Raw genomic sequence first — 25,556 nt, forward strand, 5'->3', positions numbered from 1 at the left:
CAACAGCCCCTGGCCTGCGCTGGTCGTTTGACGGTCAGCGCAGCGCGTAGTCCAACACGATCCCGACAAAGATCGCCAGCCCCGCCCAATGGTTGTGCAAAAAGGCCTTGAAGCAGGCTTGCGGGTCTCTGTCGCGTGTCGACCAGAACTCCCAGGCAAAGCACCCGGCGGCAACCAGCAGGCCGAGGAAGAAATACAGCCCCAGTTCGAAGCGTGACCCTGCCAGCATCAGACACAACAGCGCCAGGCACTGAAGGGTAAGAATGATCACCCGGTCCGCATCGCCGAACAACACGGCGGTGGATTTCACGCCGATCTTCAGGTCGTCTTCCCGGTCAGTCATCGCGTAATAGGTGTCATAACCTACGGTCCAGAGCAGATTGGCGATGTACAACAACCACGCGGCAGCCGGCAGGTCGCCGGTCTGAGCGGTGAACGCCATGGGCATGCCCCACGAGAACGCGGCGCCCAGCACCACCTGCGGGTAATAGGTGTAGCGCTTCATGAACGGATAGCAGGCGGCCAGCGCCAGCCCGCCGAACGATAGCCAGATGGTCGTTGAATTGGTCAGCAGTACCAGCCCGAAGCTGAGTCCCACCAGCACCGCGAACAGAATCAATGCTTCCCTGGATGTAACCTTGCCGCTCACCAACGGGCGCTGTTCGGTACGTTTGACGTGGCCATCGACCTTGCGGTCGGCGAAGTCGTTGATCACGCACCCCGCGGCGCGCATCAGAAACACGCCGATCACGAAAATCAGCAGATTGCCCAGCGACGGCGAGCCCTTGCCTGCGATCCACAGCGCCCACAGTGTCGGCCACAGCAGCAGATAAATGCCGATCGGCTTGTCGATGCGGGTCAGTTGAACGAAATCCCAGGCGCGCGGGTGCAGGCGGTTGAGGGACTTGAGCAGCGACAGGTACATCAGTGGCGCTCCTTATGGGTCGAGGCGACGGTGTCGATGGTGCGCCAGACAATGGGTAAGAACACCTCGGCGACCAGGATGCTCAGCGGTCCACGGGTAAAGCATGAGCGACGACCCCAGAGCCCTTCGCAGGCGTCGGTCTCAGGCAGCCATGCGCCGGGATAGCGGCAGATCTGCAAGGGCCCCCGGGCAAATGCCTGATCACTGAACAGCAACTCGCCCAGTGACCGGGTGCCCAGCTCATCCATATGCAAACCATCGTGCTCCAGGGCGGCGCGGCCGGCCACGCTGCGGGCGAACACCCACTTTTCGCCGTGCCCGAGCAGATACACCTCACGCACCCAGCCTTCGCTGCCTTCAGGCAACTGCAAGGCGCGGCACTCATCGACGCGCAACGGTTGCCAGCCTTCGGACAACGGCATGACGCTGAAGCCATCGTCGGAAAGCCGGGTCAGGCGGCGGGTCAGGGAATCTTCGTGGAATAGCCACTCAAGCACTACAGGCCCGGGCGTATCGATCAATTGATCGCGCGACTGCCATTCGGGCGTCGGATATGCAGGATTTTGCTGGATCACAGTGAGCAATTATTGGCAGCAATCGAGGCGGCGAGCTTAGCATGATTGAGCAAGCGGGCCGACGCCTGGGCAACGGCGTGAGACCAGATGAAACTTGCGTCATTGCCCCGCGATCAGTAAAACGCCCAGACCCATTCGAAAAAAGCGCACGACGACCGCCGAACGTCTGGGCCCGTATAGCCTGAGAACCGAGAGAACCGATCGATGAAAAAGTGGCAATGCATTGTCTGTGGCCTGATTTACAACGAAGCCGATGGTTGGCCCGATGACGGCATCGCGCCTGGCACCCTCTGGCAAGACGTGCCTGAAGACTGGCTGTGCCCCGATTGCGGCGTGGGCAAGATGGATTTTGAAATGATTGAAATCGGCTGATCCGCGATTCCCTTATCTGATTCAGGAGAAACGAATGAACGCACCTGTGGTGATCGTCGGTACCGGCCTTGCCGGCTACAACCTGGCTCGCGAATTTCGCAAGCTCGATAGCCAGACGCCGCTTTTGCTGATCACCGCCGATGACGGCCGCTCCTACTCCAAGCCGATGCTCTCAACCGGCTTCGGCAAGAACAAGGAGGCGGACGGCCTGAGCATGGCCGAGCCGGGCGCGATGGCCGAGCAACTGAACGCGCAGGTGCGCACTCACACTCGCATAAGCGGCATCGACCCGGGCCACAAGCGCCTGTGGATAGGGGAGGAGTCGGTTCACTACCGCGACCTGATCCTGGCCTTGGGGGCGCAGACCATTCAGGTGCCGGTGCAGGGGGATGCGAGCGAGGCGATCTTCCCGATCAATGATCTGGAAGACTACGCACGCTTTCGTGCAGCGGCGGCGGGCAAGCGTCGGGTGCTTATCCTGGGTGCGGGTCTGATTGGTTGCGAGTTTGCCAATGACCTGATCCTGGGCGGCCACGAAGTCGACCTGGTAGCGCCTTGCGAACAGGTCATGCCTACCTTGCTGCATCCTTCGGCAGCGGCGGCGGTGCAGGCCGGGCTGGAGGGCCTTGGCGCGCGGTTTCATCTGGGGCCGGTGCTGAGCACGCTGTCCCGTGTCGACGAGGGCCTCGAAGCTCACCTGTCCGATGGCGAGGTGCTGCGCTGTGATCTGGTGGTATCGGCCATTGGCTTGCGACCACGGGTCGATCTGGCCGCTGCCGCAGGCCTGGAAACAGGACGTGGCGTGGTGGTTGATCGGCACCTTCAGACCTCCCACGCCAATATTTACGCGCTGGGTGACTGCGCCGAGGTCGACGGCTTGAATCTGTTGTACGTGATGCCCTTGATGAGTTGTGCCCGGGCACTGGCGCAAACCCTCGCGGGGACGCCCACTGCGGTTAAATACGGGCCGATGCCGGTGACTGTGAAAACGCCCGTCTGCCCCTTGGTGGTGTCCCCTGTTCCCAAGGGCCTGGAAGGCGTCTGGAGCGTTGAAGGGCAGGGCGCAGACATCAAGGCGCTGTGTCGCGATGCAGACGGCAACCTGCTGGGTTACGCCCTGACCGGAGCCGCCGTCATGGACAAACTGGCGCTCAACAAGGCCTTGCCGCACCTGTTGGCCTAAATACCTGTCGTTCTGTCGGATAAGCCACGTTTTTGTTGATACAAACGTGTCTGCCGCACTGGCGCCGACTTCGGCAGCATGCCATCCTCATTCCGGTCTGCCGCTACGTAGAGCCGTCGCGGCACCTGCTCGCTGCCCGAATGGGCAGCACGGGAACATAAAAACAAAAAACCGTAAAAGAGGCTTCATATGCGTAAACCAGACCTCGCAGCCGCTATTGCTGAAAAAGCAGATCTCACCAAAGAACAAGCCAGTCGCGTACTCAATGCCGTCCTTGAGGAAATCACCGGTGCCTTGCACAGAAAGGACAGTGTGACGCTGGTAGGCTTCGGCACCTTCCTGCAACGTCATCGCGGCGCACGCACGGGCAAGAACCCACAGACCGGTGAGCCGGTGAAAATCAAGGCGAGCAACACGGTTGCATTCAAGCCGGGCAAATTCTTGAAAGACAGCGTCAACGAAGAGACAGGCAAAGCGCCCGCTCCGGCAAAGACATCGTCAGCGAAGAAAAAATAGGGCTGGACGCCTTGCGGAAGGCGAACGGTGCACGAATGGGCAGGCCAATCAGTTGGCTGCCCATTTTTTATGGGCTGATGTTTGACCGAGAACAGCTTCGTTACGGTCGCGCAAATCTGCTGTAGCGGTCCGGTTTGCCGGTGGTAGCGGCCCCAGGATCGCGAGCATCGGCCAACCGTGACGCTCCTGCCGAGCGGTCAACGCCCACGGCAACTGTCTGCTGCGCCACTTTGCGACCGGCAGGTTCTGCTCGCTCACAGCGCCCGCAAGCTCGCTACACTGCCGATCGTTGCGCTATTCGCAGCTGATCGCATGAGGCGTAGAACATGAAATTTCGTTTTCTTCTCTGGATGCTGGGCCTGTTGATGGCCCGTGCCAGTCGCAACAATCCCGCTTTCCAGCAGCAACTGGCTGGCAAGGACCTGACCTTTCAGCTGCAAACGTCCGATGGCAAGGTTGCCCGGCATTTTCGGGTGCGTGACCAGCGCATCAGCAGCCGTGCCGGTACCGTGGCCGAGCCGGCGTTCGCCATTTCGTTCAAGGATGCCGCCTACGGCTTCGCCACGATGCAGGCCAGCAACAAGCAACTGGCGTTCATGCAAGGCATTCAGGACAAAAGCATTCAGGTAGTCGGCAACACCGGGCTGGTGATGTGGTTTCAGGGGCTGACGAAGTATCTGAAGCCCAGGAAGAAGAAAGCTTAATTGTTGAATACCCTGTAGCAGTCCGGCTTGGTGGCGTGGGTGATTCGCTACCGCCGGCAAGCCGGACTGCTACAGGTGCGGTGCGCACCCGAGCATGATTTGTGCAACAACCGATCAGTCAATTGAACTGCGAAGCCAGTTCGCGCAGCATCACTTCGGCTTCCAGCACCTTGTGCACCACGTCCTGGGCTTTTTCCCGCGGCAGTTCCAGCCGCTCGAACAGCTCATCCGGGATGCTTTCCATCGGGCCTGAGCCTATCCCTTCCTTGCGCAGCAGACGTACCGCCAGGCATACCAGGTTGGCGTAAGCGCTGTGGTCGCCGTCGTAATGCGGGTCATGCTGGAAGCGCAGCGCGGTGGCCAGCTCTTCAGGCATGTCCCAGTTGCGCATCAGCCAGGAGCCGATTTGCTCGCGGGTAATGCCCAGCAGATGCTGTTCTACATAACTGTGGTGCAGGTGGGGATTGACCTCGATCTGCCGGCAGATCAGCGAAAAGTGCGGCGGAAACACGTGCGCCAGCAGCAAGTAGCCGAAGTTGTGCAGCAGACCGGCCAGGTAGGTCAGGCCACTTTCAGGACGTTTGGCACGTGGCATGGCACGGGTGAGGCCTTCAATCACCGCGGCGGTGTAGATCGATTGCTGCCAGTACGGTGTCGCGTGTTGCGGATGATCCTTGGGCAACTCCAGCGTCTTGCCCAGCGCCAGGCCCAAAGCCAGGTTGATCACCAGATCGAAGCCCAGTACCCGAACGATCGCGTCTTCCACGGAGCGAATCTTGCCAGCAGAGCCGTAATACGGCGATGCAGCCCAGCTGACCACTTGCGCAGCGAGCGCCGGATCGGTTTCCACGACGCCGGTGATGTCATCGATGGTGGCGTTCGGATCGACACGCAGCTTGATGATTTTCTGAGCGGTATCGGCCAGTGGCGGGATCTCCACGGTCGCTTCCAGACGCTGCTGGATGCGTCGCGCGGTGAAGTTCTGCACCGCCTTGGTGATTTCCTCGCGGTCGTCGTCAGGGCGAGTGAGATTCGGTTGTACCGAAGCCACTTCCTCACCGAAGCGGGCAGCGCTGGCTTTGCTCAAGAGCGCCTTGAAGTCGTCGCGCATGATTTCCAGCAACAACCCCGGTTCGCCCGAATCGATCAGCACCGTCTCTTCCTGCAGCACGCGTTCGTCATACAGGCACGGCGAGCTTGTCAGCGCCGGAAGCGCGGGCAGGGTCAGCAGTTTGTTTCTGCCAAGCATCTGGTCCAGATGCTCCTGCGACACGGCGGTCAGCTTGCGCCCGGTCAGTTCGGTGATGCGATTGAGGTCCAGCAACAGGCTTTGCGGAAACAGGATCAGCAGCGCGCCAACAGAGTCATGGACCAGAATGGCCTGGACTTTCTGCGCAGCTGGGAGCGTTTCGTCGTCCTTGACTTCCCGGTAGCTGATGTCAGCTTTGCCAAGCAGCTGCCGGATGACAGAGGGGGCGTGTTGGGTTGCTTCGATGTGGGCAACTTCTGTCATGGCCTGTATCCAGATTCCTACAATTGCTGAAGTATAACCAGCTTAGTTGTTATATAGGTGAGACACGTTCTTAATGCTGACTGCTTCACACTTGCCCGTATTGCTGTCCGTGGCGCAACCAGCGCTCCAGCAGCGGGCTGACATGTTGCGGCCATCGCTCCAGTAGGGCTCCGGCTGCGTCCCTGACTGCCGGCAGCAGGTCAGCATCGCGCATCAGGTCGGCAACTTTGAATTGCAGCAGGCCTGTCTGTCGAGTGCCAAGCATCTCGCCAGGCCCTCGAAGTTCGAGGTCCTTTTCGGCAATCACAAACCCGTCGTTGGTCTCGCGCATGATACCCAGTCGCTGTTTGCCGATCTGCGACAACGGTGGATGGTACAACAGCACGCAGTGACTGGCAGCACTGCCACGTCCGACCCGGCCTCTCAACTGGTGCAACTGCGCCAGTCCCAGCCGCTCGGGATTCTCGATAATCATCAGGCTGGCGTTGGGTACGTCCACGCCCACCTCGATCACCGTCGTGGCCACGAGCAATTGCAGATTGCCCTGTTTGAACTCGGCCATAACCGCCGCTTTCTCCGCAGGCTTCATGCGGCCGTGAATCAGCCCTACCTTGAGCTCACCCAGGGCGCTGGTGAGTTCTTCGAATGTGGTCTCGGCTGCCTGGCAGGTCAGCTCTTCGGACTCTTCGATCAAGGTGCACACCCAATACGCCTGACGGCCTTCGGCGCAGGCATTACGCACGCGCTCGACAACTTCAATACGGCGGCTGTCAGCCACCAATACGGTGTTGACCGGTGTGCGGCCCGGCGGCAATTCGTCGAGGATCGAGGTGTCGAGGTCTGCGTAGGCGCTCATCGCCAGCGTGCGCGGAATGGGGGTCGCGGTCATGATCAACTGATGTGGACACATCAGGCCACCAACGCCCTTTTTGCGCAACGCCAGCCGCTGCTGCACGCCGAAGCGGTGCTGCTCGTCGATGATGACCAGCGCAAGATTCTTGAATTGCACCTCGTTTTGGAACAGCGCGTGCGTACCGACAACCATTGGCGCGCCGTTGGCAATCTGTTCCAGCGACGCTGCCCGAGCCTTACCCTTGAGCTTGCCCGCAAGCCAGGCGGTTTCGATGCCCAGTGGCTCCAGCCAGCGGGTGAAGTTAAGAAAATGTTGCTCGGCGAGAATCTCGGTGGGTGCCATCAGTGCGACCTGATAGCCCGCCTCAAGTGCCTGCAGGGCCGCAAGTGCCGCCACAACGGTCTTGCCGGCGCCGACGTCACCCTGAATCAGCCGCAGCATCGGCTCTTGTTGGCTGAGATCGTAGGCGATTTCATTGCCGACCCGTTGCTGGGCGCCGGTGGGGGGAAACCCCAGGTTGGCCAGGAATTGCCTAGGCAGACGTTTTGCCGGCGCCAGGGCGGGCGCACGCTGCGAGCGCAGGCTCTCACGAAGGCGTTGTTGGGACAGCTGGTGAGTCAGCAGCTCTTCGAACGCCAATCGGTGCTGCGCCCAGTGATGACCCAGGGCGAGTTCTTCGACATCGGCATCGGCGGGCGGGTTGTGCAAATAATGGATGGCGTCAGCCAGCGGCGCCAGCTGGTAGTCCCGCGCCAGCTCGTCGGGTAGCCAGTCGGGCAGGCTTTTTGGTCCCAGCATGCCCAGGCTCTGCTGGCACAGCTGGCGCAACCGCTGCTGCGTCAGGCCTTCGGTGCTCGGATAGATCGGCGTGAGCGTCTGCTCTACCGCAACGTGCTCTTCGCCGGTAATTGCACGATATTCAGGGTGGTAGATCTCAAGCCCCGAAGCCCCCGGCCGGGCTTCTCCATAGCAACGTACATGGGTGCCGCGCTTGAGGCCGTCTTTCTGCGCATTACTGAAGTGGTAAAAGCGCAGGCTGAGCACGCCAGTCCCGTCACCCAGACGCACCAGCAGACTGCGCCGCTTGCCCATGACCACATCGGTACCGCTGACCACACCCTCGATCACCGCATCCTGCCCGGGCCGCAGTGCGCCGATCGGCACGACGCGGGTGCGGTCCTGATAACGCAGCGGCAGATGGAACAGTACGTCCTGGATATTTTCCAGTCCGACCTTCGCCAGCTTTTCGGCCATGGCCTCGCCGACGCCCTTGAGCGCCGTCACCGAGACGTGGGACAGCTCAGTCATACCGCCACTTAACTCGCTTTTGCCTGGGCTTTAGGGCGAGCGACGGAGCACAGACGAATCGAGTCGGCGAGGATCTCAATGGCTTTCGGGCGTGGGAAGCTTGCGCGCCAGGCGATGGCGACCGTGCGGAACGGCACGGGCGGCGACAGCGGGCGAACCTCGATGATGCCGGGCGCGTAATGGTGACTGTCGACTGCCGACATGGGCAGGATCGAGATGCCCAGCCCCGAGGCGACCATGTGCCGGATGGTTTCCAGCGAACTGGATTCGACGGTGGTGTGCTTGGCGCTGTCACCGCCCTTGACCAGGGTCGGGCAGGCTTCGAGCACCTGATCGCGGAAGCAGTGGCCTTCGCCTAGCAGCAGCAGGCTTTTGTCGTTCAGCGCTGCGGCATCGATGGTGGATTTCTGCGTCCATGGATGATCGGCCGGCATCAGCACGTAGAACGGCTCGTCGTACAAGGACATGGTCAGTACGTCGGCTTCGTTGAACGGCAGGGCGATGATGATCGCGTCGAGCTCACCGTTGCGCAGCTTGTCGCGCAGCACGTGGGTGAAGTTCTCTTCGATGTACAACGGCATTTGCGGGGCGACCCGGTGCAGTTGCGGAATCAGATGCGGGAACAGGTAAGGGCCGACGGTGTAGATCGCACCGACTTTCAGCGGAGCGGTCAGTTGGTTCTTGCCGGTCTGGGCGAGTTCACGGATGCCTTGAGCCTGCTCGAGCACCTTTTGCGCCTGAGCCACGATGCCCTCGCCAACCGGCGTAAGACGTACCGCACTCTTGCTGCGCTCGAAAATCAGCACACCGAGTTCATCTTCCAGCTTCTTGACGCCCACCGACAGCGTCGGCTGGCTGACATGACAGCGCTCGGCCGCATGGCCGAAATGCTGCTCTTGAGCGAGGGTTACGATATAGCGCAATTCTGTGAGGGTCATAGCGTGCGTCCATGAAGTTGCGGCCCCAGCATAGCGGGTGCAATCGATAGACGCACGTTATCAGAACCTCTGTTATCACAAAATCAGCTTTTCAGCGTTTATCCAGGGAATAAACGAAGGGTGCCACGACTTCCAGCGTGCCATTGTTGAGCAATTCGGCCGGAGGCTTGGGCAATGGCTGGGCGCGGCGGATCATCTCCAGCGTAGCCCTGTCCAGCGCCGCGCTGCCCGAGCCGCCTGCGATTTCATAGGACAGTACCCGACCTTCGCCATCCACCACGAAGCGCAGACGGTTGATGCCTTGCATGCCGCGACGACGGGCGTCCTCCGGATAACGCTTGAACTTGCTCAAGTGACGCAGCAGATCGCCTTGCCAGCTTGGCAGTGCGGTGCTCGGTGGGGCCGGCGGTGCCTGCTCCGGTGCGGCTGATTTTTCAGGCTTGGCAGTCGACGGTGGAGTGTCTACCGGCTTTTCATCGGCAGGCTTCTCTTCTTTGGGCGGCTCAACCTTTTTCACCGGCTTGGGCGGCTGGGGTTTGGGCTTGGGCTTGACCGGCTTGGGAATGGCGATTTCCGGTTTTGGCGCTTCAGCGACAGGCGGAATCGGCAGCTGCTCTTCCGGTGCCGGGGGCTGCGGCGGCTGAACCACTTTCGGTGGTGGTGGCGGAGCGGGTTCCGGCAAGGGTGCCAGCTCGACCATCATCGCTGCCGGCGGCAGCTCGATGGCCTGCGAGGCGGGCCAGCGCAGTGCGAGAATAATCGCAACGGCGTGTACCGCCAGCACCAACAACAGACTACCGCTATAGCGCGTCAGTTTTTGGCGCGTATTGATCATTTCTTACCAACCGTCTCAAGACCCACCAGGCCGACCTTCAGGTAGCCGGCGCCGCGCAAGGCATTCATGACTTCCATGAGGTCGCCGTAGTCCACGCCTTTGTCGGCCTGGAAGAAGATCGTCGTGTCTTTCTTGCCTTTGGTCCTGGCATCCAGAATCGGACCGATCTGCTCGCGTGCGACTTTTTCGTCACCCAGGTACAGGCTCTGATCCGCCTTCACGCTGAGGAAGACTGGCTTCTCGGGGCGGGGCGCCGGTTTGGCCGTGGACGCAGGCAGGTCGACTTTGATGTCTACCGTGGCCAGAGGTGCTGCCACCATAAAGATGATCAGCAGTACCAACATGACGTCGATGAACGGCGTGACGTTGATTTCGTGGTTCTCGGCGAGATCGTCGCCACCTTCATTCAGATGCAGGCCCATGGTTTACCCCATTTTAACCATGTGCGGCTGCGGGCTACGCTCGGCGACTGGCTGGTGATCCAGGTCGCGGCTGACCAGCAACAGAACCTGCGCCGAAGCGTCGGACACTTGCGCCTTGTAGCCGGCAATGGAGCGGGCAAAGACGTTGTAGATAACCACCGCAGGGATGGCGGCGACGAGCCCCAGGGCGGTCGCCAGCAGCGCTTCGGCAATGCCGGGAGCAACCACAGCGAGGTTGGTGGTCTGGGTTTTGGCGATGCCGATGAAGCTGTTCATGATGCCCCATACCGTACCGAACAAGCCGACGAAGGGCGCGGTAGAGCCGATGGTGGCGAGTATGCCAGTGCCCATGCTCATGTTACGGCCGCAGGCGGCGACCAGGCGCTCGAGACGGAAGCTGACACGCTCCTTGATCCCTTCACGCTCACGGCTGTTGACCGACAGGCGCATCTCTTCCAGAGCATCGTGGACGAGCAGATTCGCCAGCGTGCCTTCTTTCTTGGCGCTGGCACTGGCTTCGTCCAGGGTGCGGGCACGCTTGAGCGCGGCGATTTCGCCCCGCAGCCGGCGTTTGGCGCCTAGTAGCTCGAAGCCTTTGGCGATCCAGATGGTCCAGGTAATGATCGAGGCGATGGCCAGGCCGATCATCACGGCCTTGACGACGATGTCGGCATTCTTGTACATGCCCCACGGCGACAGATCGTGGGACATCCCGAGGCTGTTGTCTTCGGCGATGGCCTGCGGTGCGTCTACCGGGGCGGCGTCCTGTACAGCCGGTGCAGCGGGGTCCACAGGAGTGACGGCCGGAGCCGTCGATTGCGTGGTCTGGGGTTGCGCGGGAGCGCTGGAATCGGCGAGCGCGACAGGGGTCAGCATCAGGCTGAGCAGCATAGCCGCGATAGCGCGTCCTACCCGTGGCAGACCTGTTGACTTGACTGACGAAGCGGGGGATTGATTAGGTGTCATGCTGGCCCGACCTGAGATGAAAAATAGGTGTTCGTTCTTAATGCGTCACGTTCGCGCGAAGCGAGCGGAGGAGAACAAAGGGCGATCATTATTGCAAGTAATTCTTGTTAACAAAAGTAATAGAGTATCTTTTTTTCCTGCGATCCCATTCCGGTGGTCGCTTTAGACGCCGGATTCATTGGCTCCAACGTACTTTTTAGGGAGATCGGTCATGGCAGCGCCATCTGTTTTGATTGCTGGATGTGGCGACATCGGAGGGCGTCTGGCCTCACAGCTGTTGCCTGAAGACTGGACGGTTTACGGCCTGCGTCGCAATGTGGCGAAGCTGCCCGAAGGGGTCCAGGGCATCAGCGCCGACCTGTTCGATCCGCGTGTACCTGTCCAGTGGCCAGAAGGGCAAATCGATTATCTGGTGTATTGCGCGACTCCCACGGTGCGCGACGAAGCTGGCTACCGTACCGCGTATGTCGAAGGGCTGCGCCATGTGCTGGCGTGGACGCAGCGCAGCGGGCAAAGACCGAAGCGGCTGCTATTCGTCTCCAGCAGCAGTGTGTATGGCCAGCAGGAAGGCGAATGGGTCGACGAGACGTCGCCAGCGCAGGCCAGCGGGTTTTCCGGGCAGGTCATGCGTGAGGCGGAGCAGCTGGCGCTTGGCAGCGCCTTGCCAGCCAGTATCGTCAGGCTTACCGGCATCTATGGGCCAGGGCGCAGCGACCTGATGAAGCGTGTTCGTCAGGGTTACAGCGTGGCCATCGACCCTCCCTTATACGGCAACCGCATACATGCCGACGACGCCGCGGGCTTGTTGGCGTTTCTGCTAAAGGCTGATGCGCGTGGTGTGCATCTGGACGACTGCTATATCGGCGTCGATGATGCGCCAGCACCTTTGTCCGAGGTGGTGGCGTGGATGCGCGAACGGCTGGGTGTGACGCAGTGGTCCGACGAGCACAGCGTGCGACGCGCCGGCAGCAAGCGGTGCAGCAATGCCAGAGCCAAAGGGCTTGGCTGGTTGCCGCGCTATGCCAGTTATAAAGAGGGGTATGAGGCGTTGTTGGTTGCCAACCCAGGTTGAATCCAGATGGGTCTGCTTTTGATTGTGGCCGGAGGCCGTAGGAGTCTAGCTTGCTGACGATTTGCCGGGACCGGCAGTTAAGTCGGTCATGCCGGTAGTATCAGGTGCAATTGAGTTCATCGCGTTGCTGCCGGTTCCCGGCAGGTCGCTGGCAAGCCGAGCTCCCACGTCTTTCGGGCAGAAGCTCGATTTGCCAGCTGCAATATCAATTCTTCTCCAACACCCAATGCCGTTCGCCGGGACGCAGGTCCGGCATTTCGGTCGCTTGAGCGTTGTTGACCGCCTGGAAGATCTCCAGCTGTTTACCTTGGCGGACAAACACCCACGGATTGCCGCGCTCGCTCTTTTCCAGCCACATGCTGTCGTATTCGCCGCTCATGGCCGCGCAATCGCCAGCCAGACACAACGCATAACGATCGTTGCCGGGGAGCCCGCTGACGCTGCCATCTGGTTGAAACTCGACGACACTGCCCTGTCCGTCGCCATTGACGATGGTCCATTTACCGCCCAGGTAAGCGGTGTAGAGCGCGCGCTCGAAGCTGGTGCCCGGTGGCGCACCTGCCGGGACTGTTTCTTTTGCGGCGCGGAAATGCTGTTCCGGACCGGAATCGCTGGCGCCCTGCACCAGTTCATCACCTTTGAGCTTCAGCTCGTCGGATGCGCTGCCATAGACATTCACCTTCCACGAACCGTCAGGATCCTTGGCGACCTTGCCCTCGGTCAGTTCAAAGCCATTGTAGGACGTGGCCTGGCCCGCGGCGGTGTTGATGTTCCATTCCAGTGTCGGTCCATAGGCCAGCAGCGACTGGCGCAGGTTGCCACCTTCGGCCGCCGCGTTGATGGCCGCCTGGTTGATCCAGATGCCGTCAGGGGTCTTGTTGGAATGGCTGGCGCAACCGCTCAATAGCGCGGCCAACAGCGAGAGGGCGAACGCGACGCGCATATGCATGCGGAGTCCTTCCTTTGCTCTGAGAGGGTGGCGGAGCGTTTGTGTACGCTCCGCGGGGGATTTACTCGATGACCAGCACTGCGTCCATTTCGACCTGGGCGCCACGTGGCAGGGCTGCGACGCCGATGGCAGCGCGAGCCGGGTACGGTTGCTCGAAGTACTTGCCCATGATTTCGTTGACCTTGGCGAAGTGGCTCAGGTCCGTCAGGAAGATGTTCAGCTTGACGATGTCCTTGAACGAGCCGCCGGCGGCTTCAGCCACTGCCTTGAGGTTCTCGAAGACCTGGGTGGTCTGGGCTTCGAAACCCTCGACCAGTTCCATGGTTTTCGGATCCAGCGGGATCTGGCCGGACATGTAGACGGTATTGCCAGCTTTGATCGCCTGAGAATAGGTGCCGATGGCGGCAGGGGCTTTGTCGCTGGAGATAACGGTCTTGCTCATGAAGAACTCCTGTTGGCGGTTTGGCTACGCGCGCATGCGGGTGATGCGGATGACCCCGGTCAGGGCGCGCAGTTTCTTGATCACTCGGGCCAGATGCACGCGGTCGTGCACGCTGACCACCAGTTGGACCACGCTGATACGACCATCGCGCTCGTCCATGCTGATTTTTTCGATGTTGCCGTCGGCCGCGTTGACGCTGCTGGCCAGCAGCGCGATGAGCCCGCGCTGGTGTTCCAGTTCAACGCGCAGCTCGACATTGAATTCGCCGGTGACGTCCTTGGCCCAGGAAAGCTGGATGCATTTTTCCGGGTTGTGGCGGATCTCGCTGATGTTCCGGCAGTTGTCCAGATGCACGACCATGCCTTTGCCTGCGGACAAATGGCCGACGATCGGGTCTCCAGGGATGGGCGTACAACATTTGGCATAGCTGAGGACCAGGCCCTCGGTGCCGCGAATGGCCAGCGGGCCTTCGGCGCTGGGCAGCTCTTCACCTTCGCTGGCCAACAAGCGGCGGGCGACAACGTAGGCCATGCGATTGCCCAGGCCGATGTCCTCGAGGAGGTCTTCGATGACCTCGACCCGATACTCGGCGAGGATCAGTTGCAGGCGCTCGTTCGGGACTTTTTCAAGACTGCTGTCGAAGCCGTTGAGGACCTTGTTCAGCAAGCGCTCGCCCAGGTTGATGGACTCCGAACGCCGTTGCAGCTTGAGCGCGTGGCGAATGTGAGTGCGTGCCTTGCCGGTGACCACGAAGTTGAGCCAGGCCGGATTCGGCCGTGCGCCTGGCGCACTGACGATCTCCACGGTCGAGCCGCTCTGCAGGGGTTCGGACAAAGGTGCCAATCGGCGATTGATCCGGCAGGCAATGCAACTGTTGCCGACGTCGGTATGTACTGCGTACGCAAAGTCCACGGCGGTGGAGCCCTTGGGCAGCTCCATGATCCGGCCTTTGGGGGTGAATACGTAAACTTCGTCGGGGAACAGGTCGATTTTTACGCTTTCGATGAATTCCAGCGAGTTGCCGGCGCGTTGCTGCATCTCCAACACGCCTTTGACCCACTGCCGGGCGCGTGCATGGGTGCCCTTGGGCTGCTCGTCACCCGAAGACTTGTACAGCCAGTGCGCAGCGATGCCGTTGTTCGCCATCTCTTCCATCTCGCGGGTACGAATCTGGATTTCGATGGGCACGCCATGCATGCCGAACAGCGTGGTATGCAACGACTGATAGCCGTTGGCTTTAGGAATCGCGATGTAATCCTTGAAGCGTCCGGGCAGCGGTTTGTACAAATTATGTACAGCGCCCAGCACGCGATAACAAGTGTCGACCTTGTCGACGATGATCCGGAACGCGTAGACGTCCATGATCTCGTTGAAGGCCCGACGCTTGCCGCGCATCTTCTTGTAGATGCCGTAGAGGTGTTTCTGCCGCCCGCTGACTTCGCCTTCGATGCCGTCCACGGCCAGGCAGTGGCTCAGCGACTCCTCGATCTTGTTGACCAGTTCTTTGCGATTGCCACGAGCGCGCTTGACCGCCTGACCGATGCGCGAGGAACGCATCGGGTACATGGCCTTGAAACCCAGGTCTTCGAATTCGATACGCACGCTGTGCATACCAAGACGATTGGCGATGGGGGCGTAGATTTCGAGGGTTTCCTTGGCGATGCGTCGGCGTTTTTCGCCGGACAGCACTTCCAGGGTGCGCATGTTGTGCAGGCGGTCGGCGAGCTTGACCAGGATCACGCGAATGTCGCGCGCCATGGCCATGGCCATCTTTTGGAAATTCTCGGCCTGCGCTTCGGCCTTGGTCTCGAAGTTCATCTGGGTCAGCTTGCTGACGCCATCGACCAGTTCGGCCACGGTTTCGCCGAACTGCGCACAGAGCGCTTCCTTGGCAATCCCGGTGTCTTCAATAACGTCATGCAGCATCGCAGCCATCAGGCTCTGATGGTCCATGTGCATGTCGGCAAGGATATTGGCCACCGCCAGCGGGTGCGTGACGTAGGCTTCGCCGCTTCGACGGCGTTGACCGTCGTGGGCTTGTTCGGCATAGAAATACGCTCGGCGAACCAGGTTGACCTGGTCTTTGCCGAGGTAGGTCGACAGGCGATCTGCGAGGGCGTCTATGCTCGGCAAGATGCAACTCCTTGCCGATGGCGGTAACCCTGCGCTTTGCTACGTCGACCGGGCATAGGCTTAGACGGCCTCGTTGGACTCGTCCTCGAACGCTGCGAACAGTGGTTCATCTTCAACGATTTCGGCTTCTGCAATGACCGCGTAATCCATCAGGCCAGCTGCGATTTCGCGCAGGGCAACCACGGTAGGCTTGTCGTTTTCCCAGGCCAGCTTTGGCTCTTTGCCGCCGGTCGCCAGTTGACGCGAGCGTTTGGTGGCGAGCATGACCAGCTCAAAGCGGTTATCTACATGTTCCAGGCAGTCTTCAACGGTCACGCGGGCCATGGGTATTCCTCGTAGCAAATGCGGTATGCGCGTTGCCCGGATGGGCGAGCGGACTCGGTAGTTTAAAAAATCACCAGCGTTTAGGGAAGCGCTGATTTCAAAGGCGCCCATCTTGTAGCCGTCCGGGTCGCCGGCGGCAGCGATCATGAGGACACCACCGCCGGCAAGCCGGACCGCTCCAGGGGGGCATTTGGGGCCTTACGCCAGCAGTTGCCTGAGCAGCTGGCTGAAGCGTTGTTGCTGGTGTTCCTGGCTGAGCAGGTTGGCGCGAAAGATTGCCTTGAGGTCTTCCAGCGCGGTCGCAAAATCGTCGTTGATGACGATGTAGTCGTATTCGACGTAGTGGCTCATTTCGCTGACCGCTTCACGCATGCGGCCTTCGATGATCTCGTCGCTGTCCTGGCCGCGATTGGTCAATCTTTGACGAAGCGCCTGCTGAGTGGGCGGCAGGATGAAGATCGAGCGAGCATCAGGCAGCAGCTTGCGCACTTGCTCGGCACCCTGCCAGTCGATTTCCAGAATCAGGTCATGGCCTTCGTCCAGGGTCTGCTGCAGACGGCTTTGTGAAGTGCCATACAGATTGCCGAATACCTCGGCCTGCTCCAGGAAATCCCCGTGCTCGATCATTCGCACAAATTCTGTGCGATCGACGAAGTGGTAATTCACGCCATCCACTTCGCCGGGACGCATGGCGCGGGTGGTATGGGAAACGGAGACGCGAATCTGCGGCTGGGCATCGATCAGGGCCTTGACCAGGCTGGTCTTGCCCGCGCCCGAAGGGGCGGAAATGATGTACAGGGTGCCGGTGCTGTGGGTCATGTCGGGGTTGGCCTTACTCAATGTTCTGCACTTGTTCGCGCATCTGCTCGATCAACACCTTGAGGTTGACCGCGGCTTGGGTGCTGCGAGGATCGAAGGCTTTGGAGCCCAGTGTGTTGGCTTCGCGGTTGAGCTCCTGCATCAGGAAGTCCAGCCGGCGCCCGGCTTGCCCGCCGGCCTTGAGCACACGGCGCACTTCAGTGACGTGGGTGCTCAGGCGGTCCAGCTCTTCGGCGACATCGCTCTTCTGCGCCAGCAGAACCATTTCCTGTTCCAGGCGCTGCGGATCGAGCTCAGCCTTCATGTCGGCGAAGCGGTCGAGCACCTTCTGACGCTGGGTGGCGAGCATCTGCGGCACCAGGGTGCGCAGGGTAGCGACTTCGGTCTTGATCGAGACAAGCCGTTCGTCGAGAAGTCTGGCCAGATCTGCGCCTTCGCGGGCGCGGCCGGCTTTCAATTCTTCCAGCGCCTGGTTGAAGAGGGCAAGGGCGTCATTGTTCAGCGCTTGCGGATCGGACGCGTCGGCCACCAGAACGCCCGGCCAGGCCAGCACTTCCAGCGGGTTGAGCGCGGCCGGTTGCTTGATCAGGCTGGCAACGATCTCTGCGGCGGCTACCAGTTGGCTGGCGCGCTCACGATCAACCTGCAGCGGTTTGCCAGCCGATTCTTCGGTGAAGCGCAGGGTGCACTCGATCTTGCCCCGGGACAAACCCTGACGCAGGGCTTCACGCACGGCGCCTTCCAGGTCGCGGAAAGATTCGGGCAAGCGCAGGTGCGGTTCAAGATAGCGGTGGTTGACCGAGCGCAATTCCCAGCTCAGCGTGCCCTGTGTGCCGGCTTGTTCGGCGCGGGCGAAAGCCGTCATGCTGTGCACCATGGGAAGTACCTCTATAAGTCAGGCGTGAAATAGCCTGTACACGAGCGATGTTTTGCCCGGATGGATGTCGTGAAGAAACGACAGGCTATAAAGGCGCAAGATTGTAGCTCAGTGCGGGGTGTGCCCCCAAATGTGGCGATGTCGCAGTGGGTGCGGCGTGCCGACGTTCAGCCTGCCGAGGCCGCCATTTTGTGAGACGGTGCGAGCGCCAGTGGTCATTGATGGTTCAGAAGATGTCCCAACCATGGGCTTGCGCCTCTATAATGCTCGTCAGTTTTCCGTCTCAGTACAGGTATCCCAGATGAAACGTCCAAGTGGTCGCGCTGCCGATCAGCTCCGCTCGATCCGCATTACCCGCAACTACACCAAGCACGCCGAGGGTTCTGTGCTGGTCGAGTTCGGCGACACCAAGGTGATCTGCACCGTCAGCGTCGAGAACGGCGTACCGCGCTTCCTCAAGGGTCAGGGCCAAGGCTGGCTGACTGCCGAGTACGGCATGTTGCCGCGTGCGACCGGTGAGCGTAACCAGCGCGAAGCCAGTCGCGGCAAGCAGGGTGGCCGAACGCTGGAAATTCAGCGCCTGATCGGCCGCTCGCTGCGCGCCGCGCTGGACATGTCCAAGCTGGGCGACGTCACCCTGTACGTCGATTGCGACGTGATCCAGGCTGATGGCGGGACCCGTACCGCGTCGATCACAGGCGCCATGGTCGCGCTGGTCGATGCACTGAAGACCATCAAGAAGCGTGGCGGCCTGAAGGCTGGCGACCCGCTCAAGCAGATGATCGCTGCAGTGTCGGTAGGCATGTATCAGGGCGAGCCGGTACTGGATCTGGACTATCTTGAGGATTCTGCCGCCGAGACCGACCTTAACGTGGTCATGACCAGCGCGGGCGGTTTCATCGAAGTCCAAGGTACTGCCGAAGGCGCACCGTTCCAGCCAGAAGAACTGAATGCGATGCTGGCGCTGGCGCAGAAAGGCATGAACGAGATATTCGAATTGCAGCAGGCGGCATTGGCCGACTGAGCACTGCTTGCACGATTTGCTTCAAACCATCAGAACAGGGATTGCACGATGATCGATAGTCAGCCACCGCTACCCGTGCCGAGCAAGGAAGTCCGTCAATGGGCCATGATGTGCCATTTCGCGGCGTTTTTCGGCCTGATCTTCCCTTTCGGCAATCTGCTTGGGCCGCTGATCGTCTGGCAACTCAAGAAGGAAGTTGATCCGTTCATCGATGCGCAGGGCAAGGAAGCGCTGAATTTTCAGATTACCGTCGCCATCGCGGCAATGATCTGCTTTTTGCTGATGGTCATCGTCATTGGCTTCCCGCTGTTGATGCTGGTAGGGATTGGCGCCCTGGTGCTGACGATCATCGCTGGAGTGAAGGTTAACGACGGCATCGCTTATCGTTATCCGTTTACCTGGCGGCTGATCAAGTGATTTCGAATGGGCTGCATCTGTAGGAGCCGGGGAATACCGGACAAACAAAAGCCGACTTCACGTCGGCTTTTTTTTGGGCAACGGGGCGTCAGATGGTCAACGTCCAGTCGTAATCCACGATCAGCGGCGCATGTTGCGAGAAGCGCGGCTGGCGAGGAAGGCGAGCGCTGCGTACGAAACGGCGCAGGCCCGGGGTCAGCAGTTGATAGTCGAACCGCCAGCCCAGATTGAGCATCTCAGCCTGTTCGTTATCCGGCCACCAGCTGTACTGGTCGCCTTCGCGGCTGACTTCGCGCAGGGCATCGACATAACCCATATTGCCGACAATCTCGTCCATCCAGGCACGCTCGGGCGCCAGGAAGCCTGGAGATTGCTGGCTGTCGCGCCAGTTTTTGATATCCAGCTTCTGCTGCGCAACGTAGAGCGAGCCACAATAAATGTACTCACGACGTTTGCGCCGCTGCTTGTCCAGGTATTTGCCAAAGTCGTCCATGAGCTTGAACTTCTGGTTCAAGTCCTCATCGCCGTTCATCCCGGAAGGAAGCAGCAAAGTTGCGATACTGACTTTGTCGAAATCCGCTTGCAGGTATCGCCCGTACCGATCGGCTGTTTCAAAGCCCAGACCGTTGATGACCGCCTTTGGTTGCAGCCGCGAGTAAAGTGCCACGCCACCCTGGGCTGGAACTTCGGCATCGCAGGCATATAGGAAGTAGCCGTCCAGTTGGAAGGCTGGGTCGTCCAGTTCAAAGGCGGAGGCGCGGGTGTCCTGAAGGCAGATGACGTCGGCATTCTGGGCTTGCAGCCAACTGAGCAAACCACGCTCGACTGCAGCCTGAATACCATTAACGTTCACACTGATGATCCGCATAAATGGCCCCAAAAATCACGTGCGTGTATGATACCCGAGCTCTACCTAATTAGCTAAATCCGTGGTATTCGGGGCTTTTTTCATGCAGGCGTATCAGCGCGATTTCATTCGTTTTGCCATCGATCGCGGGGTTCTGCGCTTCGGTGAGTTCACTTTGAAGTCGGGACGCACCAGTCCTTACTTCTTCAATGCCGGCCTGTTCAACAGTGGATCGGCACTTGCCCAACTGGGTAAGTTCTATGCCGCTGCGGTCGTTGAAAGCGGCATTGCCTTCGATGTTCTGTTCGGGCCCGCTTATAAGGGAATTCCCCTGGCGGCCGCGACGGCCGTGGCTTTGGCTGATCATCACAACCTTGATCTGCCGTGGTGTTTCAACCGCAAGGAAGCCAAGGCGCATGGCGAAGGCGGCAGTCTGGTGGGTGCTCCGCTGACCGGCCAGGTGCTGATCATCGATGACGTGATCACTGCAGGCACGGCGATTCGCGAAGTCATGCAGATCATCGCAGCCCAGGGCGCGAGCGCGGCTGGCGTGCTTATTGCCTTGAATCGCCAGGAGCGGGGCAACGGTGCGCTTTCTGCCATTCAAGAGGTCGAGCGCGACTTCGGCATCCCGGTGGTGAGTATCGTTTCGTTGAACCAGGTCCTTGAGTTCCTGGCTGACGATCCTCAGCTCAAGCAACATCTACCCGCCGTCGAAGCGTACCGGGCTCAGTACGGCGTCTGAGTCGTCAAAGGATCTCGTTTTTATGCTCAAGCTGGGCACAGTAGGTCTTTGTTGGGTGTTGGGTGTGGGCTGCGTAGCCAGCGTTCAGGCCGACGATAGCCCGGGCATCGTGTTCTATCGCTACACCGATAGCCGCGGGGTGACGGTGCTGGATCGCCAGGGCGTGCCGGCGGAATACTCGGGCAAGGGATACGAGGTGTTGAATCAGCGTGGTCGCGTGATTCAGGTCGTGCCGCCTGCACCGACAGCCGAGCAGGCCCGTCAGGCTCAGGCAGCTGCGCAGGCGGCCAAGGTTCAGGCCGACGCCGACGCGCAGCTCACCCACCTGTATGGCAGCCTGACTGACATTGATCGTGCCCGTGCTCGCAAGCTGGCTGAGCTCGACGCGCTGATTTCGGTGGCTCAGGGCAACATTCAAGGCCTGACCACCCAGCAGGGCGCGCTGCAGACCCAGGCCGCAGATCAGGAGCGCGCCGGGCGGGCAGTGCCGCAGAGCCTGATCGATCAGATGAACGATGTGCGTGACCAGCAGCAGAACCTCAAGGTCGATATCCTGCGCTATCAGACGGCCCGGCAGCAGGCTGACGCCGACTTTGCTCAAGATCGCGCGCGGTTGCAGCAATTGCTCTCGCAATGATCGGCCAGTAACGAAAAGGCCCCGCCGGTTTGCGCCGACGGGGCCTTTTTGCTGGCGATGCCGCGATCAGTGACGCTTGCGGTTGCTGATCAGCGTGCCTACGCCAGTGTCGGTGAAGATTTCCAGCAGCACTGCATTGGGAACCCGGCCGTCGATGATGTGCGAGGTGGTCACGCCGCCCTGTACCGCTTCCAGTGCACAGCGGATCTTGGGAAGCATCCCGCCGTAGATGGTGCCATCGGCGATCAGCGCGTTGACCTGCTCGGTGGTCAGGCCGGTCAGTACCTTGCCTTCCTTGTCCATCAGCCCGGCGATGTTGGTCAGCAACATCAGCTTTTCGGCCTTCAGTGCTTCAGCAACCTTGCCTGCGACCAGGTCGGCATTGATGTTGTAGGACTCGCCGTCGGCACCCACGCCAATCGGCGCGATGACTGGAATGAAGTCGCCTTTGACCAGCATGTTCAGCAGATCGGTATTGATACCGACGACTTCGCCAACATGACCAATGTCGATGATTTCCGGCTTGGTCATCTCAGGTGTCTGACGGGTTACGTTCATCTTTTTCGCACGGATCAGCTGCGCGTCTTTACCGGTCAGGCCGATTGCGCTGCCGCCGTGACGGTTGATCAGGTTGACGATGTCCTTGTTGACCTGGCCGCCCAGGACCATCTCCACAACGTCCATGGTCTGGGCATCGGTGACGCGCATGCCGTCGATGAAATGACTTTCGATGGACAGGCGCTTGAGCAAATCGCCAATCTGCGGACCGCCGCCGTGAACGACCACCGGGTTGATGCCCACTGCCTTCATCAGCACGATGTCGCGCGCGAAGCCGGTTTTCAGCTCTTCGCTCTCCATGGCGTTGCCGCCGTACTTGATCACCAGCGTCTTGCCGACGAAGCGTCGGATGTAAGGCAACGCTTCGGAAAGGACCTTGGCGGCATTGGCTGCGGCATCACGTTCGAGGGTCATTTGGGCTCCACTCAAAAAGTTTGATCAAAAAGGAAGTTCTAGATCCGGTGCTACGTTTTTCAGCTGGGTGTGGAACACGTCCTTGATCCGTTGCAGCTCGGCCTCGGTCTCGGCTTCGAAGCGCAACACCAGTACCGGCGTGGTATTGGAGGCGCGGACCAGACCCCAGCCCTTTGGATAATCGACGCGCACGCCGTCGATATTCGTCAGGTTGGCATTCCCCCACTGCGCATCCCGCTCCAGCGCCTGGATGATGCTGAATTTGCTGGTCTCGGTCACCTTGATGTTGATTTCCGGTGTCGACAGATCGTTCGGGAAGGTCTGGAACAGTTCTTCGGCGCTGAGTTTTTCCTGGCTGAGAATCTCAAGCAGGCGCGCGGCGCTGTAGATACCGTCGTCAAAACCGAACCAGCGTTCCTTGAAGAAGATATGGCCGCTCATCTCGCCAGCCAGCAGCGCGCCGCTTTCCTTCATCTTCTTCTTGATCAACGAATGCCCCGTCTTCCACATTACCGGGCGGCCGCCATATTCCTGGATCAGCGGGATCAGCCGGCGCGTGCACTTGACGTCGAAAATGACGTCCGCGCCCGGATTGCGCTTGACCACATCGCGGGCGAACAGCATCAACAAGCGGTCCGGGTATACGACGCTGCCCGCGTTGGTGACGACACCGACACGATCGCCGTCGCCGTCGAACGCCAGGCCCAGGTCGGCACCGGTTTCCCTGACCTTGGCGATCAGGTCCTGAAGGTTTTCCAGTTTGCCCGGATCGGGGTGATGGTTGGGGAAGTTACCATCAACCTCGCAGAACAGGGGGATGACTTCGCAATTCAGGGCTGCGATCAGTTGTGGGGCGATGACAGCTGCAGCGCCGTTGCCACAGTCGATCACTACCTTTAGGCGGCGAGCCAGCACCACATCATTGGTGATTTGCCCTGCATACAGATCGAGAATATCGACCTTGGTCACGCTGCCTCTTCCAGGCGGCAGGTTGTTGCGCTTGATGCGTTCGTGCAACGCCTGAATCTGTTCGTTCGCCAGGGTGTCGCCGGCGATGACAATCTTGAAGCCGTTGTAGTCCTTGGGATTGTGGCTGCCGGTCAGCATCACCCCAGTCCTGCCCGCCAGCACATTGGCGGCGTAGTACAGGGCGGGGGTGGGAACCAGGCCGATGTCGCTGACGTGGCAGCCGCTGTCATACAGGCCTTTGATCAACTGGGCGACCAGCTGAGGGCCGGACAGCCGTCCGTCGCGGCCAACGGATACATTGGCTTCGCCCTGCGCCAGGCTTTGCGCACCGATGGCCCGGCCGATCCAGTAGGCGGTTTCGGCGCTCAGGGTCTCGCCGACGATGCCGCGGATGTCATAGGCACGGAAGATGGTGTCTGGAAATTCGGGGGCAATGGATACGGTGCTGCTCATTGCGTGGGATTGCTCCGACTGCAGGAAGTCCGGTGAATCATCGAGCAAGTCGATGTCGAGGATGTCGGTGTCTTGGAACAGCGGGTCGGTCAGCGCCGGTTCAGCTGAGTCGAGCGACGCGAATGTGGCGGTGCCGGTCATTGAAGAACCTGTTGCGGCCGTTGAGGCGCTGCTCGCCACTGTGACGGCTGCCGCAGGCTGATTGCGTAATGAAAACCGCGCCAGGCTCTGCGCCAGTCCGTTCAGGGCCGGCATGCTCAAGCCGAACGCTTTGACGGCCTTGCCACCCGATAGTTCTTGCAGCAGCTGCTCCAGCTGTCGGGCATCGGCAGCGACTCGACGCTTGAGCGCGCTTTCGTTCAGATACAGCCCCAACAGCACACTGCCAATCGCCACCAGGGCGGCGAGCAGCAGCATCAGTGATGGTGGTGATGTCTGCAGGGCCGGGCCCGCGGTGAATGTCAGTTTCCAGTTCGGATATCCGGTCGGGAAGTCGACGGCGCGGGTGGAATCGGCCTGTCCTCGTGTCAGAAAGCTCTGCGCGGGTGAGTTGCCGAATTGTTGGCTGAGAACGATCTGCCCGACATCGGCCGGGGTTTCCGGGACAGCGCTGGTGAGGCGTTGAAGATTGAAGGCCAGCAGCAAGGTGCCAGTGATCGGAGCGTCAGGCGCGGCTCGCAGGGCCGCGACACTGTAAATCACCCACCGATCGCCGACTTTGCGTGCTTCCGGCGGCGGTGACTCGCCCTTGCCGGCTTTGGCGAGCATGTCCAGCGTGGCGAAACTGACGGGCAATGCGCCCTGAGTGTCGACACTGTTGAAGCCGATCGGATTCAGGCGTGCGCCAAGTACCCCGTCGCGGTAGTGCAGTTGGTTCTGGGCGGTCTCGACCAGCGCGGGGTTGTTGCTCTGCAGGGCTTGAGCCAATGAGGCGTCCATGGCGGCCGCCTGGGTGTCTGCATTGATCTGGCGCAACGCCTTGCCGACCGCGCCAGCCTGCGCGCTTCCCCAGGCCTGGATCAGCTGGTCTTTCTGCTGAGGCTGGGCGAGAAGGCCCAGCCAGACCAGAACGGCCGCGGCGATCAAGCCGATGAGCGAAGGAAGAAGGCCCGGACTCGCCAGACTCAAGTTTGAGTCCTTGCCCGCTGCGTCAGTCTTTTCCTGGCGAGTGCTCGCCTTGGCTGTGCGCTTGATGCCTTTCAAACTTGACACTCCCTGCTCGATCATCGGGGGACGGTTTTATTTTTTGCATCGTGCGAGCCCGGTTCGGGCACTGGCAACAGGCTGACCAAGGTGGGCTGTACGGATCAATGGCTGCCGGAGTGACCGAAACCACCTGCGCCGCGCTGACTCTCGTCAAACTCCTGGACCACTTCGAAGTGCGCCTGGACCACCGGCACCAAAACCAGCTGGGCGATGCGTTCCCCGACGGAAATCTTGAAAGCCGTCTGGCCACGGTTCCAGCAGGACACCATCAGCTCGCCCTGATAATCGGAGTCGATCAGGCCGACCAGATTACCCAGCACGATGCCGTGCTTATGGCCCAGCCCGGAGCGCGGAAGGATCAATGCAGCCAGGCCCGGGTCTGCGATATATATCGACAGGCCGGTGGGAATCAATAGGGTCTGACCGGGCTCGAGCAGCGTTTCCTCTTTGAGCATGGCACGCAGGTCCAGACCGGCGGAACCGGTGGTGGCGTAGGCCGGAAGCGGGAATTCGCCGCCAATGCGAGGGTCGAGGATTTTGGCTTGTAGAGCATGCATGCG

Annotated in this window: 27 protein-coding genes; 9 read left to right on the plus strand and 18 right to left on the minus strand. The window is 60.4% G+C overall.

The window, feature by feature from the left end:
• Positions 1-34 precede the first annotated feature (34 nt).
• Both ubiA and ACI2KS_RS17565 read right to left on the minus strand, forming a co-directional pair.
• Positions 35-925 (minus strand): 4-hydroxybenzoate octaprenyltransferase, encoded by an 891-nt coding sequence (ubiA, locus tag ACI2KS_RS17560; RefSeq protein ID WP_404622263.1) that lies wholly within the window; start codon positions 923-925, stop codon positions 35-37.
• Positions 925-1,500: a chorismate--pyruvate lyase family protein gene (locus ACI2KS_RS17565; protein ID WP_404622264.1), complete on the minus strand. Its 576-nt coding sequence runs from the start codon at positions 1,498-1,500 to the stop codon at positions 925-927. The genes ubiA and ACI2KS_RS17565 overlap by 1 nt, the downstream gene beginning before the upstream one ends.
• 204 nt (positions 1,501-1,704) lie before the next feature.
• On the opposite strand from ACI2KS_RS17565, the gene ACI2KS_RS17570 reads away from it, so the two are divergent.
• The 4 genes from ACI2KS_RS17570 to ACI2KS_RS17585 all read left to right on the plus strand — a co-directional run bounded on the left by ACI2KS_RS17570 (position 1,705) and on the right by ACI2KS_RS17585 (position 4,275).
• The gene (locus ACI2KS_RS17570; RefSeq protein WP_002555879.1) at positions 1,705-1,872 is read left to right on the plus strand and encodes a rubredoxin; all 168 of its coding nucleotides are present in this window, start codon (positions 1,705-1,707) and stop codon (positions 1,870-1,872) included.
• 34 nt (positions 1,873-1,906) lie between these two features.
• The gene (locus tag ACI2KS_RS17575) at positions 1,907-3,055 is read left to right on the plus strand and encodes an NAD(P)/FAD-dependent oxidoreductase (RefSeq protein WP_404622265.1); all 1,149 of its coding nucleotides are present in this window, start codon (positions 1,907-1,909) and stop codon (positions 3,053-3,055) included.
• A 189-nt stretch (positions 3,056-3,244) separates the two neighbouring features.
• A complete protein-coding gene (locus ACI2KS_RS17580) occupies positions 3,245-3,571 on the plus strand; it encodes an HU family DNA-binding protein (RefSeq protein WP_404622266.1) in 327 nt (108 codons plus the stop codon).
• Between the two features lie 326 nt (positions 3,572-3,897).
• Positions 3,898-4,275 (plus strand): SCP2 sterol-binding domain-containing protein, encoded by a 378-nt coding sequence (locus ACI2KS_RS17585; RefSeq protein WP_404622267.1) that lies wholly within the window; start codon positions 3,898-3,900, stop codon positions 4,273-4,275.
• A 118-nt stretch (positions 4,276-4,393) separates the two neighbouring features.
• Here ACI2KS_RS17585 and ACI2KS_RS17590 read toward each other — a convergent pair whose 3' ends face one another.
• The 6 genes from ACI2KS_RS17590 to exbB all read right to left on the minus strand — a co-directional run bounded on the left by ACI2KS_RS17590 (position 4,394) and on the right by exbB (position 11,110).
• Positions 4,394-5,788: an HDOD domain-containing protein gene (locus ACI2KS_RS17590; protein WP_404622268.1), complete on the minus strand. Its 1,395-nt coding sequence runs from the start codon at positions 5,786-5,788 to the stop codon at positions 4,394-4,396.
• Positions 5,789-5,873: 85 nt separating this feature from the next.
• Positions 5,874-7,949, minus strand: a complete 2,076-nt coding sequence (gene recG / locus ACI2KS_RS17595; protein WP_404622269.1) for an ATP-dependent DNA helicase RecG — start codon at positions 7,947-7,949, stop codon at positions 5,874-5,876.
• A gap of 8 nt (positions 7,950-7,957) precedes the next feature.
• Positions 7,958-8,887, minus strand: a complete 930-nt coding sequence (locus ACI2KS_RS17600; protein WP_404622270.1) for a hydrogen peroxide-inducible genes activator — start codon at positions 8,885-8,887, stop codon at positions 7,958-7,960.
• Between the two features lie 91 nt (positions 8,888-8,978).
• Positions 8,979-9,722, minus strand: a complete 744-nt coding sequence (locus ACI2KS_RS17605; RefSeq protein WP_404622271.1) for an energy transducer TonB — start codon at positions 9,720-9,722, stop codon at positions 8,979-8,981.
• A complete protein-coding gene (exbD, locus tag ACI2KS_RS17610) occupies positions 9,719-10,144 on the minus strand; it encodes a TonB system transport protein ExbD (RefSeq protein WP_404622272.1) in 426 nt (141 codons plus the stop codon). Before exbD ends, ACI2KS_RS17605 begins: the two co-directional genes overlap by 4 nt.
• Positions 10,145-10,147: 3 nt before the next feature.
• A complete protein-coding gene (gene exbB, locus ACI2KS_RS17615; protein WP_404622273.1) occupies positions 10,148-11,110 on the minus strand; it encodes a tonB-system energizer ExbB in 963 nt (320 codons plus the stop codon).
• Positions 11,111-11,321: 211 nt separating this feature from the next.
• Here exbB and ACI2KS_RS17620 point away from each other — a divergent pair, with 211 nt between their 5' ends.
• Positions 11,322-12,182, plus strand: a complete 861-nt coding sequence (locus tag ACI2KS_RS17620; RefSeq protein ID WP_404622274.1) for an SDR family oxidoreductase — start codon at positions 11,322-11,324, stop codon at positions 12,180-12,182.
• Positions 12,183-12,387: 205 nt separating this feature from the next.
• Here ACI2KS_RS17620 and ACI2KS_RS17625 read toward each other — a convergent pair whose 3' ends face one another.
• The 6 genes from ACI2KS_RS17625 to ACI2KS_RS17650 all read right to left on the minus strand — a co-directional run bounded on the left by ACI2KS_RS17625 (position 12,388) and on the right by ACI2KS_RS17650 (position 17,726).
• A complete protein-coding gene (locus ACI2KS_RS17625) occupies positions 12,388-13,125 on the minus strand; it encodes a hypothetical protein (protein WP_404622500.1) in 738 nt (245 codons plus the stop codon).
• A gap of 67 nt (positions 13,126-13,192) precedes the next feature.
• Entirely contained in the window at positions 13,193-13,573 is a 381-nt protein-coding gene (locus ACI2KS_RS17630; protein WP_133751196.1) for a RidA family protein, read from the minus strand.
• Between the two features lie 24 nt (positions 13,574-13,597).
• A complete protein-coding gene (gene spoT / locus ACI2KS_RS17635) occupies positions 13,598-15,706 on the minus strand; it encodes a bifunctional GTP diphosphokinase/guanosine-3',5'-bis pyrophosphate 3'-pyrophosphohydrolase (RefSeq protein WP_404622275.1) in 2,109 nt (702 codons plus the stop codon).
• 60 nt (positions 15,707-15,766) lie between these two features.
• On the minus strand, positions 15,767-16,030 hold the full coding sequence (gene rpoZ / locus ACI2KS_RS17640; protein WP_004887180.1) for a DNA-directed RNA polymerase subunit omega: 264 nt from the start codon (positions 16,028-16,030) through the stop codon (positions 15,767-15,769).
• Positions 16,031-16,228: 198 nt separating this feature from the next.
• On the minus strand, positions 16,229-16,849 hold the full coding sequence (gene gmk, locus ACI2KS_RS17645; RefSeq protein ID WP_404622501.1) for a guanylate kinase: 621 nt from the start codon (positions 16,847-16,849) through the stop codon (positions 16,229-16,231).
• A gap of 13 nt (positions 16,850-16,862) precedes the next feature.
• On the minus strand, positions 16,863-17,726 hold the full coding sequence (locus ACI2KS_RS17650) for a YicC/YloC family endoribonuclease (protein WP_404622276.1): 864 nt from the start codon (positions 17,724-17,726) through the stop codon (positions 16,863-16,865).
• A gap of 301 nt (positions 17,727-18,027) precedes the next feature.
• On the opposite strand from ACI2KS_RS17650, the gene rph reads away from it, so the two are divergent.
• Positions 18,028-18,750, plus strand: coding sequence for a ribonuclease PH (gene rph, locus ACI2KS_RS17655; RefSeq protein WP_404622277.1), 723 nt, complete (start codon positions 18,028-18,030; stop codon positions 18,748-18,750).
• 48 nt (positions 18,751-18,798) lie between these two features.
• Positions 18,799-19,167 carry a DUF4870 domain-containing protein gene (locus ACI2KS_RS17660; RefSeq protein WP_404622278.1) on the plus strand — a complete coding sequence of 123 codons (369 nt, stop codon included), beginning with the start codon at positions 18,799-18,801 and terminating at the stop codon, positions 19,165-19,167.
• Between the two features lie 88 nt (positions 19,168-19,255).
• On the opposite strand, the gene ACI2KS_RS17665 is transcribed toward ACI2KS_RS17660, so the two are convergent.
• Entirely contained in the window at positions 19,256-20,035 is a 780-nt protein-coding gene (locus tag ACI2KS_RS17665) for an exodeoxyribonuclease III (RefSeq protein ID WP_037016693.1), read from the minus strand.
• Between the two features lie 82 nt (positions 20,036-20,117).
• Here ACI2KS_RS17665 and pyrE point away from each other — a divergent pair, with 82 nt between their 5' ends.
• Positions 20,118-20,759, plus strand: coding sequence for an orotate phosphoribosyltransferase (pyrE, locus tag ACI2KS_RS17670; RefSeq protein ID WP_404622279.1), 642 nt, complete (start codon positions 20,118-20,120; stop codon positions 20,757-20,759).
• 22 nt (positions 20,760-20,781) lie between these two features.
• A complete protein-coding gene (locus ACI2KS_RS17675; RefSeq protein WP_404622280.1) occupies positions 20,782-21,396 on the plus strand; it encodes a DUF4124 domain-containing protein in 615 nt (204 codons plus the stop codon).
• A 66-nt stretch (positions 21,397-21,462) separates the two neighbouring features.
• On the opposite strand, the gene argB is transcribed toward ACI2KS_RS17675, so the two are convergent.
• The 3 genes from argB to dut form a co-directional block, all read right to left on the minus strand.
• Positions 21,463-22,368 carry an acetylglutamate kinase gene (gene argB / locus ACI2KS_RS17680; RefSeq protein ID WP_404622281.1) on the minus strand — a complete coding sequence of 302 codons (906 nt, stop codon included), beginning with the start codon at positions 22,366-22,368 and terminating at the stop codon, positions 21,463-21,465.
• A 24-nt stretch (positions 22,369-22,392) separates the two neighbouring features.
• Positions 22,393-24,993, minus strand: coding sequence for a phosphomannomutase/phosphoglucomutase (locus tag ACI2KS_RS17685; protein ID WP_404622502.1), 2,601 nt, complete (start codon positions 24,991-24,993; stop codon positions 22,393-22,395).
• A 104-nt stretch (positions 24,994-25,097) separates the two neighbouring features.
• A complete protein-coding gene (gene dut, locus ACI2KS_RS17690; RefSeq protein WP_404622282.1) occupies positions 25,098-25,553 on the minus strand; it encodes a dUTP diphosphatase in 456 nt (151 codons plus the stop codon).
• Between the last annotated feature and the right edge of the window lie 3 nt (positions 25,554-25,556).

This window comes from Pseudomonas sp. NPDC087358 (assembly GCF_044900785.1).
GTDB lineage: Bacteria > Pseudomonadota > Gammaproteobacteria > Pseudomonadales > Pseudomonadaceae > Aquipseudomonas.